Raw genomic sequence first — 14,465 nt, 5'->3', positions numbered from 1 at the left:
CGCCTCATCGTCGAGGACTCGTCGAGAGTGGATGCGCGACCCATCAGACCTGCACACCTGCACGTCTCCACGCTTCGAACTTGGGAAGGTCATGAACATCGATACCTCGCACCCCACCGCGGTCAGGGGACCTCAGAGCATCGCCGCTCCGACGAGCCTCACCGAGTCCATCGCCATCGCACCGGCCCGCAAGCGCAGGGTTCTGCCGAGCGGCGTCGACAAGGCCATCAAGGCCGTCGTCGGCATGCTCGGCATCCTGGCGATCTGGGAACTCATCGTCCGCGTCTTCCAGATCCCGACGTACCTGCTGGTCGGCCCGATCGCGGCCTTCGAAAAGCTCTTTACCCAGCCCGACTACTTCGCGCACCATGCCTGGGTCACGATTACGGAGGCGCTGGCCGGCTTCGGGCTCGGAACGGGGCTGGGGGTGCTCTGCGGCGCGACTCTCTTCTATATCCCTGCGGTGCGGCACTTCCTCTACCCCGCGCTCATCGCGGTCGACACGATTCCGAAGGTCGCGCTCGCTCCGCTCTTCATCGTGTGGTTCGGGTTCGGCTTCGAATCGAAGGCCTTTGTCGCCATGGCGATCGCGTTCTTCCCGCTGGTCATCAACACGTTTGACGGGCTTTCGGCCGTGCCGAACGAGCTCAAGGAACTGGCGCGCATCAACAACGCGAGCACCTGGATGCGGATGCGCAAGATCGAATTCTGGTACGCGCTGCCCTCGATCTTCTCGGGCGCGAAGATCTCGATCTCGCTCGCCGTCGGCGGCGCGGTCGTCGGCGAGTTCATCGCGGGCACCGACGGCCTCGGCCAGGTGATCCTGCGCGCGAACGCCCAGAGCGACCTCGCCACCATGTTCGCGGCGTTCATGGTGCTCGCGGCGATCTCGCTCCTGCTCTTCTACCTCATCACGGTGATCGCGCAGCGACTGCTGCCCTGGCGCAACCACGTCAAGTAGTCCACGCGATCCTCCACGAACTGCAGTACCTCTCTGTCAGAAAGGAAGCACGCACATGCGCGCACAGAAAACAGTGGTTGCGGCAATGATCGCCGCGACCGCGCTCCTCGCCACCGGTTGCTCGGGATCAGGGTCGGGGGCCTCCGCCGACGGCGGCACCGACCAGGTCAACTTCATGCTCGACGTCGCGGTGCTCCCGAAGCACGCCCCCTTCTACGCCGCGGTCGAAGCCGGGTTCTTCAAGGATCAGGGCATCGACGTCGAGATCATGCCGGGCTCAGGATCGGCCAACACCGTGGCATCGGTCGATACGGGCCGCGTCGACTTCGGGTGGGCCGACTACAACGTGTCGATTCTGAACCGCGCCCAGGGCGCCTCGATTCGCCAGATCAACCTGGTGCAGGGCAAGTCGGCGTACGCCGCTCTCGCGCTGCCCGACTCGGGTATCAAGGATTGGGATGACCTCAAGGGCAAAACCGTCGCAACCGAGGGCAACGGTGCCATGGTCGCGATGTGGCCCGCGGTGCTCGACAAGCTCGGGTGGCAGGAGGGCGACGTGAGCATCGTCTCGGCCGCCGGCGAAGCGAAGATCCCCGGGCTCATCGCCAAGCAGTGGGACGCGAACCTGGCGCTCTCGGTTTCGGACGGCCCGACGCTCATCGCGGAGGGGTACGACCCCGTCATTCTGAACTGGGCCGACCTCGGATTGCTCTACTACGGCAATGGCGTCATCACTTCCGACAAGACCATCGAGCAGAACCCCGACCTCGTGAAGCGCTTCAGCACTGCCATGCAGCGCGGCTTCGCATGGGCGTGCCAGAACCAAGACGAGACGGCGAAGATCTTCGACGAGCAGGTGCCGGGCTTCGACGCCGATGCGGTCGACGATGCCGTGCAGGGCCAGTGCGATCTGATGTGGGACGACGAGAACACCGAGGCCGGCTTCGGCACCATGAGCGACGCCGGCGTGCAGAAGCAGATCGACCTCGCCGCCGAGTACCTCGGTCTTGAGCACCCCGACGAAATCTCGCCCGCAGACATCTACACGAACGAGTTCCTCGAGCCCCTCGGACCCGACGACACGATCGAGCAGCCGTCCGCGTAAGCGGCGCGGCAGAAAGGACCGTCAACATGACGATCACCGAACCGGTCATCAGCGTCCGCGACGTCGGCATGACCTACACCGCCCGCGACGGCGCGACGAACACGGTGCTGCGCGGCTGCGAGTTCGACATCGCCCCCGGCGAGTTCGTCTCCATCGTGGGGCAGTCGGGCGGCGGCAAGACTACGCTGCTGAAGATCATCTCGGGCCTGCTCGAGAACACGGAGGGCGAAGTGCTCGTGCGCGGTCGCGGGGTGAAGGAAGCGCTGCGCGACATCGCGATGGTGTTCCAGAGCCCCACCCTGCTGCCCTGGCGCAACAACCTCGCCAACGTGCTGCTCCCCATGGAGTTCCGCAAGCGTTCGACGAAAGAGGCGAAGGCCCACGCGCAGGAGCTGCTCGAGATGGTGGGCCTCGGCGACAAGGCGAAGAACTACTCGTACGAATTGAGCGGTGGCATGCAGCAGCGCGTCTCCATCTGCCGCGCCCTAGTCTCGCACCCCGAGATTCTGCTCATGGACGAGCCGTTCGGAGCGCTCGACGCGATGACTCGCGACTCGATGAACTTCGAACTGCAGCGCATCTGGCAGGAAACAAAGCGCAGTGTGCTGTTCGTGACGCACAGCATCCCGGAGGCCGTGTGGTTGGCGGATCGCGTGCTCGTCGTCGGCGACCGCCCCGGGCGCATCATCGCGGACATCAACGTCAACCTGGCCCGACCTCGGTCGAAGGACACCCGGTACGCCGACGAGTTCGCCGAGCTCGTTTCGCAGGTCGAGGGGCTGCTCGGCGTCGAGGCCGGCATCAGTTGAGCACCGCACCGGCAACCGCACCCGTATCCGCACCGGCACCGCGCACCGAAGAGAAGAGGAAGAAGACCATCACCATGGCGAAGATTATCTGCGACCCCCAGGCCGTCACCGAGCGCTACGGCTTCGTGCCCAACGAACGACTGCTGTTCTCGGCGATCCGCCTCGATTCGTTCCCGTTCGTCACCCCGCTCATCTTCGAGGACGGCGGCACTGAAGTGATGTTGGCCCGCCAGCAGGAGCAGGGCAACATCGTGACGGGCGGCGGCGTAAACCCGGCGAAGATCCGCTTCTACGAGCCGTGGGTCACGATCGATCCGCGCCCCGTCGCCGACTACCCGGCAGCCGCGAATCTGCCGGCGCTCGTGAAAGAGCTCGTGGGCGACCGCCCGGTCGACCTCGACCCCCGGGCGCCCTACACGCACTACCTCAAGCTCACGGGCGAGGTCGACGTGCGCGTCGAGCTGCCCGAGCAGCGCCCGGTCGTCGTCGTCGAGGTCGACCAGGCCGCCGTGCTCCAGCAGTTCGCCGGTTGGCGCGCCGCGGGCGTGCCCGTCGCCCAGCGACTGATCGGGGAGGTCGATCACCTCGCCGGCCTCGAGCGCGAGCTCCGCGCCGATGTCGACACCCGGTTCTCGGCGCTGCCCGAGGTCGCCGAGGCGCTCGGGGTCGATGCGATTCTGCTCTCATCGGCACCGAACTTCAGCGAGGTCACGGGCACCGTCTGGCAGCCGGCCGCCGCCGCCCTCTGGGCGGGCGGGTCGCTGTACGTCGTCTCCGAGCACGCTGTACCCGGAATCGTCGGCACCGAGACCGGCCAGTACGGATCGACGGCCGAAGCGATCACGGCGCTCGCCGCCGGCCCGCGCATTGCCTTCGAGGAGCAGTGGGAGCAGAGTCAGCTCGGTCTCCGCCTCACCGACGCGGGTGCGGTGCTCGTATCGGCATCGCGGGCGCTCGGCTCGTGGCGCGACGAGCGCGACCACGAGGATCTGCCGTTCCAGCTCATCGCGGCGCGCGCCTCGACCACCGCGATCGAACAGACGGTCGACTGGGCGCACGCGCAGCTCGACGCAGGGGAGGCGTTCACCGAGAACATCATGTACGCGCGATACCTCGAGTTCCTGGAGCGGTTCGTCACCGAATCGGGGATCCCGTTCACAGTGGAGCCCTACTTCACGAACCTGCACTCATCGCAGCGCATGCTCTTCCCGGGCCCGCCGACCGACTTCCCGCTCGACGCCAGTACCACCTGCATCCAACTCGATGCCGGCGTGCGCGTGGTCATCGACGGCGTGGTCGTCGCGACCTCCGACATGGCGCGATCCGTGCTGCGCACCCCCGAGGGGCGCGAGGCCTACGGCATCCTCACGACCGCGGTGCGAGAGGCGATCATTCCGCAGCTGCGCCCGGGTGTCGTCTGCGAAGACGTGCACGCGAAGACCCTCGAATATCTCGCGACCGTGCGGCCGCGAATGCAGGAGATCGGGCTACTCGGCGACGAGGTCGACTTCGACGCCGAGTACAGCAAGCGCAACGTCGGGCACCTCATGGGCAAGCAGGAGTCGTTCGCGAACGAGCTGCGCCCCGGCTACCGCTTCGTGCTCCGCGAGGGCTCCTACGGTGCCGCGGAGATCCCGTGGCGCTACGACCGGCACGCGATCGGCACCGAGGACCTCTGGTACATCGGCGCAGAACGCACGTACAACCTCACGCTCCGGGAGCACTGAGCTCCCGTTTCCCCGCGCGGCGATCGTCGACCTTTTATGCGTCGGCGGCCGCCGCGCGCAGTTCGTGCACGATGCGGCGCGTCAGCGGTCGCGTATCGTCTTCGCGCCAGACGGCGTGGAGCTCGACCGGACGCGGCTCGAGTGTGACGAGCGGCGCGTAGGTGACCCCACGAATGCCGAGCGTCTCGGCCGACTCGGGCACGAGTGCGACACCCGTGCCCGCCGAGACCAGCGCGACCATCGTCGACACCTGGCTCACGGTGAAGCGGTGCTTCCACCGCGAGATCGGCATCATGCGCGTCGCGATGTCGTAGAAGTATCTGGCCTCGATCGGCGAGTGCATGATGATGTCTTCGTTGACGAGATCTTCGACCCCGATCGGGCTGGTGCGGCGCGCGAGCAGGTGCCCCTCGGGCAGTGCCACCAATAGGCGTTCGCGGTGGATGCGCTTCGAATCGAATCGGGCCGGGTCGAACGGGGGGCGACCGATGGCGACGTCGATCTCGCTCTTCGTCAGCGCCTCGAGCTGGTGCTTCGTCACCATCTCCTGCAGCTCGATCGTCACGTCGGGCAGCACCTGCGAGATGCGGGCGAGCATCGGGCCGAGCAGGGTGAAGGCACTCGAAGCGGTGAAGCCGATGCGCACGATGCCCGAGAGCCCGGCAGCGACGGTGCGTGCGATTTGCGGGGCGCCGTCGGCGATCGCGAGGATGCGCCGGGCCTCGTCGAGAAACGCGCGCCCGGCGTCGGTGAGCTCCACGCGGCGGTTGCTGCGGCGCAGCAGTTGCACGCCGACCGTCGCCTCGAGTCGCTGGATCTGCCGGCTGAGTGGTGGCTGCGTCATCTGCAACCGTTCGGCGGCGCGACCGAAGTGCAACTCCTCCGCCACAGCGACGAGTGCTCGAACCTGATCCAGGGTGTACGACATGCGGCCCTCCGTTGCGCTGCGGCCGGGTGATCCGGCACTCGAATAACGATACCTTCTGTGCATGAAATGATCTAGAAGGGATGTTGGACAGGTATGCATCAGGGAACTTAGCGTGAAGTCATCGGATACCTGAAGCCCGATCGCCACCGCTCGCGGTGCGTGACCCACACCCACAGGAGGTTGAACGCCGTGCCCCACTTGGAACCCGTCGAACTCGCGAGCCAGATCGGCTCCGGGCTGCTCTCATTCCCCGTCACCCACTTCGATGCGCAATTGCGCTTCGACGAGTCGCAATACCGCGAGCACGTCGAATGGCTGAGTGCCTACCCCGTCGCGGGCCTGTTCGCCGCCGGGGGCACGGGTGAGTTCTTCTCACTCACCGTCGATGAGGTCGCACAGGTCGTGGCCGCCGCCGTGCACCAGGTGGGCGGACGCACGGCCGTGCTGGGGCCCGCAGGCGGGTCGCTCGCCACGGCCATCGCGCACGCTCAGGCCGTGGAGGCGGCCGGTGGAGACGGCATTCTGCTCTTCCCCCCATACCTCACCGAAGCGGGTCAAGACGGGCTGGCCGCCTACGTCGAGGGCGTCTGCCGCGCCACGAAGCTCGGCGTCATCGTCTACCACCGCGCGAACGCCCAGTACTCGGCCGAGACGCTCGTGCGCCTCGCCGACCGACTGCCCAACTTCATCGGGTTCAAAGACGGCGTCGGTTCGATCGAGCAGATGACGCAGATCTATTCAACGCTGGGGGATCGCCTCACGTACGTCGGCGGCTTGCCGACCGCAGAGACCTTTGCCCTGCCGTATCTCGAGCTCGGCGTGACCACGTACTCATCGGCGATGTTCAACTTCGTGCCGGAGTTCGCGATCGACTTCTACAACGCCGTGCGCCGCCGCGATCACGCGACAGTCTTCACCGCCTTGCGCGAGTTCGTGCAGCCGTACCTCGACGTGCGCAACCGCATGCCCGGGTACGCGGTCTCGATCGTGAAGGCCGGCCTCGACGCCGTCGGCCGCACCGGCGGGCCCGTGCGCCCGCCGCTGCAGGAGCTTACGACGCAGGATCGAGCCGACCTCGTGCGGGTCGTCGAACGGGCGGTCGTGCCCGCGCTGGTCTAGGCGCAGGGAACGATTCGGGGTTGAACACCGAGAGGTGTTCAACCCCGATCTGTTTCCGCCTCGCCCGCGTGGGCGTCACGCGGGTCGAATCATCAGATGAAAGTAAGGCCACGTAAGGCATCCGGAGGGTGCCGGAGGCGCTCCCGAATGGTGACATAATGGGTGCGCAGTGGATTCTCAGCCATGCTCTATGACGGGGAAACCCATGCGTGGCGAGATGGCGATGTCAGCCGCCGGGATGCCTCTCGGCGAAGCCGGACGAAGGAGGAAGCCCGTGTCAGCCCAAACGGCAGCAGCCGCACCCGCGGTGAAAAAGAAGGTCCGCCCCGGCGGTACCCTCTATCGCGGGAACGAAGGAATGTGGTCCTGGGTGCTGCACCGCATCACGGGTGTCTCCATCTTCTTCTTCCTGCTCGTGCACGTGCTCGACACCGCACTCGTGCGGGTCAGCCCCGAGGCGTACAACGCCGTCATGAGCACCTATAAGACGCCGGTGATGGGTCTGGGAGAAGCGGTGCTCGTCGCCGCCATCGTGTTCCACGCGTTCAACGGCATCCGCATCATTCTGGTCGACTACTGGAGCAAGGGCGCCAAGTACCAGCGCACCATGTTCTGGGTCGTCATGGCGCTCTGGGCGGTTACGATGGCCGGCTTCCTGCCGCGCCACCTGATGAACGTATTCGGGCACTGAGGGCGAGGAGAAACGCTATGTCATTGACGATTGACGCTCCGCGCTCACAGGCGCCGGCCAAGAAGCGCACGAACTGGGAGAAGTGGGGCTGGATCTACATGCGCGTCTCCGGCGTGCTGCTGGTCGTCCTGGTCTTCGGCCACCTCTTCTCGAACCTCATGATCGGCGACGGCGTGCACGCCATCGACTTCGGCTTCGTGGGCGGCAAGCTCTCGCAGCCGTTCTGGAAGGTCTGGGACACGCTGCTGCTCTGGCTCGCGCTGATCCACGGCGCCAACGGCATGCGCACCATCGTGAACGACTACGTCGTTCGCCCCGGTCTCGCCAAGGCCTTCAAGGTCTCGCTCTTCCTCTCCGCAGCGCTGCTGATCCTGCTCGGCACCATCGTGATCTACACGCTCGATCCGTGCCCCGCGGGCGCCGACCCGGCACTCGTCGCATCGTTCTGCCCGGTGCCGTAGGCCCCGCGCAGCACCGGATTTCGCATCGAAGAATAGGACACACGTGACCACCAACACCCACCAGGGCGAGGACATCACCGTCAAGGACGGCGTCACCTATCATCAGTTCGACGTCGTCATCGTCGGCGCCGGTGGCGCAGGCATGCGCGCCGCGATCGAGGCGGGCCCCAAGGCCAAGACCGCGGTCATCACGAAGCTCTACCCCACGCGCTCTCACACGGGTGCGGCGCAGGGCGGCATGGCCGCGGCGCTCGCGAACGTCGAGGAAGACAACTGGGAGTGGCACACCTTCGACACCGTCAAGGGCGGCGACTACCTCGTCGACCAGGACGCGGCCGAGATTCTCGCGAAGGAAGCCATCGACGCGGTCATCGACCTCGAGAACATGGGCCTGCCGTTCAACCGCACGCCCGAGGGCAAGATCGACCAGCGCCGCTTCGGCGGGCACACCCGCGATCACGGCAAGGCGGCCGTGCGCCGCGCCTGCTACGCGGCTGACCGCACCGGTCACATGATTCTGCAAACGCTGTTCCAGAACTGCGTGAAGCTCGGCGTCAACTTCTTCAACGAGTACTACGTGCTCGATCTCGTCATGACCGAGGTCGACGGGGTGCGCAAGCCCTCCGGCGTCGTCGCCTACGAGCTCTCGACTGGCGACCTGCACGTCTTCCAGGCGAAGTCGATCGTCTTCGCGACCGGCGGCTTCGGCAAGATCTTCAAGACGACTTCGAACGCGCACACCCTCACCGGTGACGGCGTCGGCATCGTGTGGCGTCAGGGCCTGCCCCTCGAAGACATGGAGTTCTACCAGTTCCACCCGACGGGCCTCGCAGGCCTGGGCATTCTGCTGACCGAGGGTGCGCGAGGCGAAGGCGCGATCCTGCGAAACGCCTCGGGCGAGCGCTTCATGGAGCGCTACGCCCCGACCATCAAGGACCTCGCACCCCGCGACATCGTCGCGCGCTCCATGGTGCAGGAGGTGCTCGACGGCCGCGGCGCCGGCCCGCACAAGGACTACGTCTACCTCGACTGCACCCACCTGGGTGCCGAGGTGCTCGAGACCAAGCTCCCCGACATCACCGAGTTCGCGCGCACGTACTTGGGCGTCGACCCGGTGACCGAGCCCGTACCGGTGTTCCCCACGGCGCACTACGCCATGGGCGGCATCCCGACGAACAACGACGCCGAGGTGCTCTCTGACAACACCACCGTGGTGCCCGGCCTCTACGCAGCCGGCGAGTGCGCCTGCGTCTCCGTGCACGGCTCGAACCGTCTCGGCACGAACTCGCTGCTCGACATCAACGTGTTCGGCAAGCGCTCGGGCAACAACGCGGCCGATTACGCCAATCGGGCCGAGTTCGTTCCGCTGCCCGAAGACCCCGCCAAGATGGTGCGCGACATGGTCGAGGGCTTCCGCAACGGCACCGGCACGGAGCGCGTCGCAGACCTCCGCCGCGAGCTGCAGGAGGCCATGGACCGCGGCGCTCAGGTGTTCCGCACTGAGGAGTCGCTCACCGAGGTGCTCGGCGTGATTCACAATCTGCGCGTGCGCTACCTCAACGTCGGGGTGCAGGATCGCGGCAAGCGCTACAACACGGATCTGCTCGAGGCCATCGAACTCGGCTTCCTGCTCGACCTCGCGGAGGTGCTCACCTACACGGCGCGCAACCGCAAGGAGAGCCGCGGCGGCCACATGCGCGATGATTACCCCAAGCGCGACGACGAGAACTACATGCAGCACACGATGGCGTACCTGTCGGGTGATCCTCACTCGGCCGATGCGGAAGATCACATCCGTCTGGATTGGAAGCCCGTCGTGGTGACGAAGAATGAGCAGGGCGAGTTGAGGTACCCGCCGCTGGAGAGGAAGTACTAGGTCATGAGCACTGCTACTGCACCCGCCGAGGCCGCGACGACCGACGCTCCTGAAGCGCCGAAGCCGTTCACCGTCACCCTGCTGGTACGCCGCTACAACCCCGAATCGGGTCGTGAGGCGTACTGGGAGGACTTCGACGTCGAGATGTACCCGACCGACCGAATTCTTGACGCGCTGCACCGCATCAAGTGGGACCAAGACGGCTCGCTCGCGTTCCGCCGCTCCTGCGCGCACGGCATCTGCGGCTCGGATGCGATGCGCATCAACGGCCGCAACCGCCTGGCCTGCAAGACGCTGATCAAGGATCTCGACATCTCGAAGCCGATCTACGTCGAGGCGATCAAGGGCCTGCCCCTCGAGAAGGACCTCATCGTCGACATGGAGCCCTTCTTCGCGGCCTACCGTGAAGTGCAGCCCTTCCTCGTCTCGGGCACAGCACCCGAGGGCGGCAAGGAGCGCATCCAGACGATCGAAGATCGCGAGCGATTCGACGACACCACGAAGTGCATCCTGTGCGCCGCGTGCACGACGAGCTGCCCCGTGTTCTGGACCGATGGCCAGTACTTCGGCCCGGCCGCCATCGTCAACGCGCACCGCTTCATCTTCGATTCGCGCGACGAGAACGCCGAGGTGCGTCTCGATATTCTCAACGACACCGAGGGCGTGTGGCGCTGCCGCACCACCTTCAACTGCACCGACGCGTGCCCCCGCGGCATCCAGGTCACCAAGGCGATTGCCGAGGTCAAGGCCGCGATCCGCACCGGCAAGGTCGCGTAATCCGCGCCGAGGCCTGCGCCTCGGATACAGTGGCTGCATGACGACGCCCCGCACCTCCTCCGATATCACGGAGGGGAGCGGGGCGTCTCGCTTTTCGGGGGCAGCCGAGCGCGGGCGTCGCCGATGGAGCGCGCGCTGGGTGTGGGTGCAGCGCCTGCGGCCGGTGCGCACCTATCTGCACTTCTCCGATGTCGGCGGCGTCGTGCTCTCGGGCGGCATGAGCTATCAAGCGTTGTTCGCGGTGTTCGCCGCGCTGTGGCTCGGCTTCGGCGTCTTCGGCATCACGCTGCGCAGTCGGCCAGAGCTGCTCGACTCGGTCATCGAGCAGATCAACCTGTTCATTCCCGGCCTCGTCGGTGAAGACGGTGTCGGTGTGGTGCCGATCACCGAACTCATGAGCGCGCGCACACTCGATTGGGCCAGTGCGATCGCGGGGGCGGTGCTGCTCTGGGTGGCGCTCAACTGGTTTACCGGAACGCGCCGCTCCATCCGCATCATCTTCGGGCTCGAGGTGCGGCAGTACCGCAACCCCGTGCTGCTCAAGCTGCGTGACTTCGTGCTCGCCATCATCTTTTTCCTGGCGATCCTCGTGTCTGCGGCGCTCGCCGTGCTGAGTTCGAACCTCGCGGACCAGTTCTTCACGTGGATCGGCGCAGGATCCGACTCGTGGCTGCTCGGCACCCTGGGTACGTTCGCACGATTCGGTGCCGTCTACGTGTTCGACGTCATCCTGCTGATTGCAATGCACCGCTACTTGGCGGAGGTACGGGTACCGCGGTGGCGCCTCGTCGTCGGCTGCGGGCTCGGCGCGCTCGTGCTGCTCGGGCTGAAGATTCTGGGCGGGGTGCTGATCGGTGGCACGACGAGCAATCCGCTGCTCGCCACGTTCGCTGTATTCGTCGGCCTGCTGATCTGGTTCAACCTGATCTGCCGCACCCTGCTGCTCACGTCCTCATGGATCGCCACGGGTCTCGACCACGAACTCGGGCTGCCGCCGGAAGGGTTGCCGGCGCACTCGGCCGACGTGTGACGTCGCGTTGCGAGCGCGACGAGGAGTGAAGGCGCTTCCGCCTACGCTGGGCTCCACGGGATCGTGAGGAGCGAGTGTGACCCTGTCAGCAGTGCAGCCTGGTAACGCGGAGTTCGGTGAGCCGCGCATCGAACTCATCGATGTCGAATGGGCGGACCCCCGAGTCGTGGCGCTGCACGAGGCCATGAGCGCCGAGGTCGGCCCTCGTTACGCGGAGTTCATCGGGCAGCGCGCACCCGTGCTGGTCGATGCCGCCGATATCATCGCTACGGTACTCGCCCTGCGCGATGGCGAGCCGGTGGGTACGGCGGCGCTGAAGCGCACGGGGGCGGTCGCCGAAGTGAAGCGGGTGTTCGTGCACGCGCACGGACGACGGCTCGGGCTCGCGAGTCGCCTGTTGCGTGCGGTGGAGGATCACGCCGCCGCCTGGGGCTACCGAGTTGTGCATCTGCAAACCGGGTTTCGGCAGCCCGACGCGATTGCGCTCTATGAGCGCGAAGGATGGCGCGCCGTAGAACGGTTCGGCCCGTACATCGATGACGCCGTGGTGAGTCGCTGCTACGCGAAAGACCTCGGTTCGGCCTGACTGCGCAGATGCCGCGCGTTAGGGCACGGGGCAGCCGGGAACGAACTCGGCTTCGTTCTGCGTGAGGTCGATCGGTATGCGTGCTGACCAGGTGCCGTCTTCGTGCAGCAGTTGCACGAAGAGCATCAGCGAGGATCGATCTGAGGGAATGTACCCGGTGTACACCGGCGCGGGCGATGACCACCCTGTGTCGCCCAGCACCACGAACGGATTCCAGAATGTGACGAATATCCCGGGAAAGATCTCCTGCAGTGTGTACATCGTCCCTGATTGCGCTGAGAAACCCGATATCCAGATCTGATCGGGAGTGCCGCACAGCGACCAGCTCTGCACCACTGGAGGTATGACTTCTTCGACTGGATCCGCTCCGCCTGATGCATCCGAGGTGCCTTGCGCGTCGACGGAGGATTCCGCTGAGACCCCGGCGTCGGGGCCAGAGTCGATGCCGGCATCAGCGTCGACGCCACTGCCAGAATCGGCATCGGCGTCAACGGCGGCACCGTCGCTTCCGGCGTCGCCTGAACTGTCCGCAGCAGTGCCGCCGCTTGCGTTGTCGTTCCCGGAGGCGCCCCTGCTATTCGCGTCTGCGCTGGCGGCAGCCGTAGCTGCCGTGTTCGCCGCCGCGGTCGAGCTCGCGTCGGATGCGGCGTTCGCACGAGCATGTGCAGCGGCCGCAGCTGCCGCTTCGGCGCGGGTGTCAGCGTTCGCCCGCGTGTCTGCAGTCGAGCGAGACGATGCGGAGGAGTTCGCCGCGGAACTCGCGGATGCGCCGCTGCCGTGTGCGTTTCCGGTACTGTGCGCGTCACTCCCGGTGCCGCTTTCCGCACCCGCCCCCGAACCCGAGCCGGCACCAGCGCCGGATCCGTCAGCGCTGCCGTGAGCCGCGACCGATGCCGATGCCGCGGCTGAGGCGTTCGCTGCGGCCGATGCATCGTTGCCACTCGCGCTCGCACTTCCGGAGCCGGCCGCACTCGCGGAACCGTCCGCGGTTCGTGTTGGCGATGACTGCTGCTGGTCTGCTGCCGGCTCGGGCGTCGTGCGTTGATCCTGCGCGGCCTTTGCCGGAGTCGACGCGACGGAATCGCGCGTCGACTTCGTCGACTCGCCGCTGCTCGGAGCCGCATCCGAGGGTGCTGCGGGTTCCGCTGCAGCGGCGACCTCGGTCGACACCGATCCACTCTGCACGGCATTCGTGATCCAGATCGCCCCGCCACCGATCACGAGCGCACCCGCGACGGCTGCGGCGAGCACCATCCCCGACACCCCGCCGAGCACCCCGCCTGCGGCTCCGGCAGCCGCTGCTCCGGCACTGCTCCCGGCGGCCGCCGAACCTGATCCCGCCGCCCCACTCGATCCCGAGCCCGCGGCACTGCCCGAACCCGGATCGATCGGAGTCACTCCGCTGGCACCATCGACCAGCGTGACGGCGCTCGCGGGGGCGGTTGATCCGACACCGCCCAAGAACGTGACGACGGAACCGCCGCCCAGTACCGCCCCGGCCAAGACGAGCGCAAGCTGGCGATTGAGTCCGCTGAGTTCCGCTGCTGCCCCTGCGCAGGCATCACAGGTCTCGAGGTGCGCTTCGACCTCGCGGCTCAGGGCGGCAGTGAGCTTGCCGCGCTGGTAGCGCTGGAGATGCGCGAGCGTTGATTGGCAGGCCGCCTCAGCGAGCTCGCGGTTGATGTGCTCGTCGACCCAAGCTGACTGGAGCGCCTCGCGAGCCCGCTTGGCGAGCGCGGAGACGCCGTTGGGTGAGATGCCGATCAGTTTTGCCGCTTCGCGAGGCGGCAACCCTTCCACCTCGGTGTACCAGAGTACCGATTGCCAGCGCTCCGAGAGTGACGCGAACGCGCGTGCAGCGGCATTGCGATCGAATGCCCCGTCTTCCCACGGGCCGGCTTCCGTGAGATCGGGAATGACGTCGAGGTTTTCGGCGGCGTCTTCGGGGCGCCGCCAGTGGTCGACGGCGATCGACTGGATGGTGCGATACAGGTAGGGGCGGAAGGAACCGCGAGGGCCGCGCCCGTCGAGCGTGAGCTCCATGATGCGGAGGTACGCTTCCGAAACGACGTCGTCGGCATTCGTGGGGTTGCCCAGGTGACGGGCGGCAACGAGCCCGGCGCGGCTGTGCCGTTCCCAGAGCACAGAGAATGCCGAGGTATCGCCGGAGCGTGTCGCGTCGAGCAGCTCCGCATCGGAGCGACCAGTGTGCGCTGATCGGGGCATCGGGGTCCTTCGCTGTTCATCCCCTGTCGAAGCGCGCGTGTGACGCGCTGCTCCATATCGCCGCGCCCCATGCGCGACGAACCCCCGCTCTCTAGTATGCGCTCTTTCTGTGTGTTCCACATGGCGCTGCAGAATCCTCCAAAAAAGTTTCGTATGCGTGCGTCACGTT

Annotated in this window: 13 protein-coding genes; 11 read left to right on the top strand and 2 right to left on the bottom strand. The window is 66.5% G+C overall.

What is annotated here, in order from left to right:
- Positions 1-91 precede the first annotated feature (91 nt).
- From ACZF5Y_RS13695 to ACZF5Y_RS13680, 4 genes are all read left to right on the top strand, one after another.
- Entirely contained in the window at positions 92-961 is an 870-nt protein-coding gene (locus tag ACZF5Y_RS13695) for an ABC transporter permease (protein WP_497533230.1), read from the top strand.
- A gap of 55 nt (positions 962-1,016) precedes the next feature.
- Positions 1,017-2,066 (top strand): ABC transporter substrate-binding protein, encoded by a 1,050-nt coding sequence (locus tag ACZF5Y_RS13690; protein ID WP_497533229.1) that lies wholly within the window; start codon positions 1,017-1,019, stop codon positions 2,064-2,066.
- 26 nt (positions 2,067-2,092) lie between these two features.
- The gene (locus ACZF5Y_RS13685; protein ID WP_497533227.1) at positions 2,093-2,875 is read left to right on the top strand and encodes an ABC transporter ATP-binding protein; all 783 of its coding nucleotides are present in this window, start codon (positions 2,093-2,095) and stop codon (positions 2,873-2,875) included.
- Positions 2,876-2,949: 74 nt separating this feature from the next.
- Positions 2,950-4,602, top strand: coding sequence for a M24 family metallopeptidase (locus tag ACZF5Y_RS13680; RefSeq protein WP_497533226.1), 1,653 nt, complete (start codon positions 2,950-2,952; stop codon positions 4,600-4,602).
- A 34-nt stretch (positions 4,603-4,636) separates the two neighbouring features.
- On the opposite strand, the gene ACZF5Y_RS13675 is transcribed toward ACZF5Y_RS13680, so the two are convergent.
- Positions 4,637-5,530, bottom strand: coding sequence for a LysR family transcriptional regulator (locus ACZF5Y_RS13675; protein WP_497533225.1), 894 nt, complete (start codon positions 5,528-5,530; stop codon positions 4,637-4,639).
- A gap of 189 nt (positions 5,531-5,719) precedes the next feature.
- On the opposite strand from ACZF5Y_RS13675, the gene kdgD reads away from it, so the two are divergent.
- From kdgD to ACZF5Y_RS13640, 7 genes are all read left to right on the top strand, one after another.
- Entirely contained in the window at positions 5,720-6,649 is a 930-nt protein-coding gene (gene kdgD, locus ACZF5Y_RS13670; protein ID WP_497533223.1) for a 5-dehydro-4-deoxyglucarate dehydratase, read from the top strand.
- A gap of 274 nt (positions 6,650-6,923) precedes the next feature.
- Positions 6,924-7,340, top strand: coding sequence for a succinate dehydrogenase, cytochrome b556 subunit (sdhC, locus tag ACZF5Y_RS13665; RefSeq protein WP_075205244.1), 417 nt, complete (start codon positions 6,924-6,926; stop codon positions 7,338-7,340).
- Between the two features lie 17 nt (positions 7,341-7,357).
- Positions 7,358-7,801, top strand: a complete 444-nt coding sequence (locus ACZF5Y_RS13660) for a succinate dehydrogenase hydrophobic membrane anchor subunit (RefSeq protein WP_497533221.1) — start codon at positions 7,358-7,360, stop codon at positions 7,799-7,801.
- Between the two features lie 43 nt (positions 7,802-7,844).
- Entirely contained in the window at positions 7,845-9,677 is a 1,833-nt protein-coding gene (sdhA, locus tag ACZF5Y_RS13655; RefSeq protein ID WP_497533220.1) for a succinate dehydrogenase flavoprotein subunit, read from the top strand.
- Positions 9,678-9,680: 3 nt separating this feature from the next.
- The gene (locus ACZF5Y_RS13650) at positions 9,681-10,454 is read left to right on the top strand and encodes a succinate dehydrogenase iron-sulfur subunit (RefSeq protein ID WP_497533219.1); all 774 of its coding nucleotides are present in this window, start codon (positions 9,681-9,683) and stop codon (positions 10,452-10,454) included.
- A 37-nt stretch (positions 10,455-10,491) separates the two neighbouring features.
- A complete protein-coding gene (locus ACZF5Y_RS13645; RefSeq protein WP_497533218.1) occupies positions 10,492-11,484 on the top strand; it encodes a YihY/virulence factor BrkB family protein in 993 nt (330 codons plus the stop codon).
- A gap of 76 nt (positions 11,485-11,560) precedes the next feature.
- Positions 11,561-12,070: a GNAT family N-acetyltransferase gene (locus ACZF5Y_RS13640; protein ID WP_497533217.1), complete on the top strand. Its 510-nt coding sequence runs from the start codon at positions 11,561-11,563 to the stop codon at positions 12,068-12,070.
- Between the two features lie 18 nt (positions 12,071-12,088).
- Here ACZF5Y_RS13640 and ACZF5Y_RS13635 read toward each other — a convergent pair whose 3' ends face one another.
- Entirely contained in the window at positions 12,089-14,296 is a 2,208-nt protein-coding gene (locus ACZF5Y_RS13635; RefSeq protein WP_497533215.1) for a sigma-70 family RNA polymerase sigma factor, read from the bottom strand.
- Positions 14,297-14,465 lie beyond the last annotated feature (169 nt).

The sequence above is a fragment of the Leucobacter sp. WKLB1 genome (genome assembly GCF_059696215.1).
Note: the sequence above shows the minus strand (reverse complement) of the source record. Positions and strands in the feature narration are given on the sequence as shown.

What these genes read in the sequence shown, in the direction of transcription:
- ACZF5Y_RS13695 (WP_497533230.1), top strand. Translation starts at nt 92, where the DNA reads ATGAACATCGATACCTCGCACCCCACCGCGGTCAGGGGACCTCAGAGC.
- ACZF5Y_RS13690 (WP_497533229.1), top strand. Translation starts at nt 1,017, where the DNA reads ATGCGCGCACAGAAAACAGTGGTTGCGGCAATGATCGCCGCGACCGCG.
- ACZF5Y_RS13685 (WP_497533227.1), top strand. Translation starts at nt 2,093, where the DNA reads ATGACGATCACCGAACCGGTCATCAGCGTCCGCGACGTCGGCATGACC.
- ACZF5Y_RS13680 (WP_497533226.1), top strand. Translation starts at nt 2,950, where the DNA reads ATGGCGAAGATTATCTGCGACCCCCAGGCCGTCACCGAGCGCTACGGC.
- ACZF5Y_RS13675 (WP_497533225.1), bottom strand. Translation starts at nt 5,530, where the DNA reads ATGTCGTACACCCTGGATCAGGTTCGAGCACTCGTCGCTGTGGCGGAG.
- ACZF5Y_RS13660 (WP_497533221.1), top strand. Translation starts at nt 7,358, where the DNA reads ATGTCATTGACGATTGACGCTCCGCGCTCACAGGCGCCGGCCAAGAAG.
- ACZF5Y_RS13650 (WP_497533219.1), top strand. Translation starts at nt 9,681, where the DNA reads ATGAGCACTGCTACTGCACCCGCCGAGGCCGCGACGACCGACGCTCCT.
- ACZF5Y_RS13645 (WP_497533218.1), top strand. Translation starts at nt 10,492, where the DNA reads ATGACGACGCCCCGCACCTCCTCCGATATCACGGAGGGGAGCGGGGCG.
- ACZF5Y_RS13635 (WP_497533215.1), bottom strand. Translation starts at nt 14,296, where the DNA reads ATGCCCCGATCAGCGCACACTGGTCGCTCCGATGCGGAGCTGCTCGAC.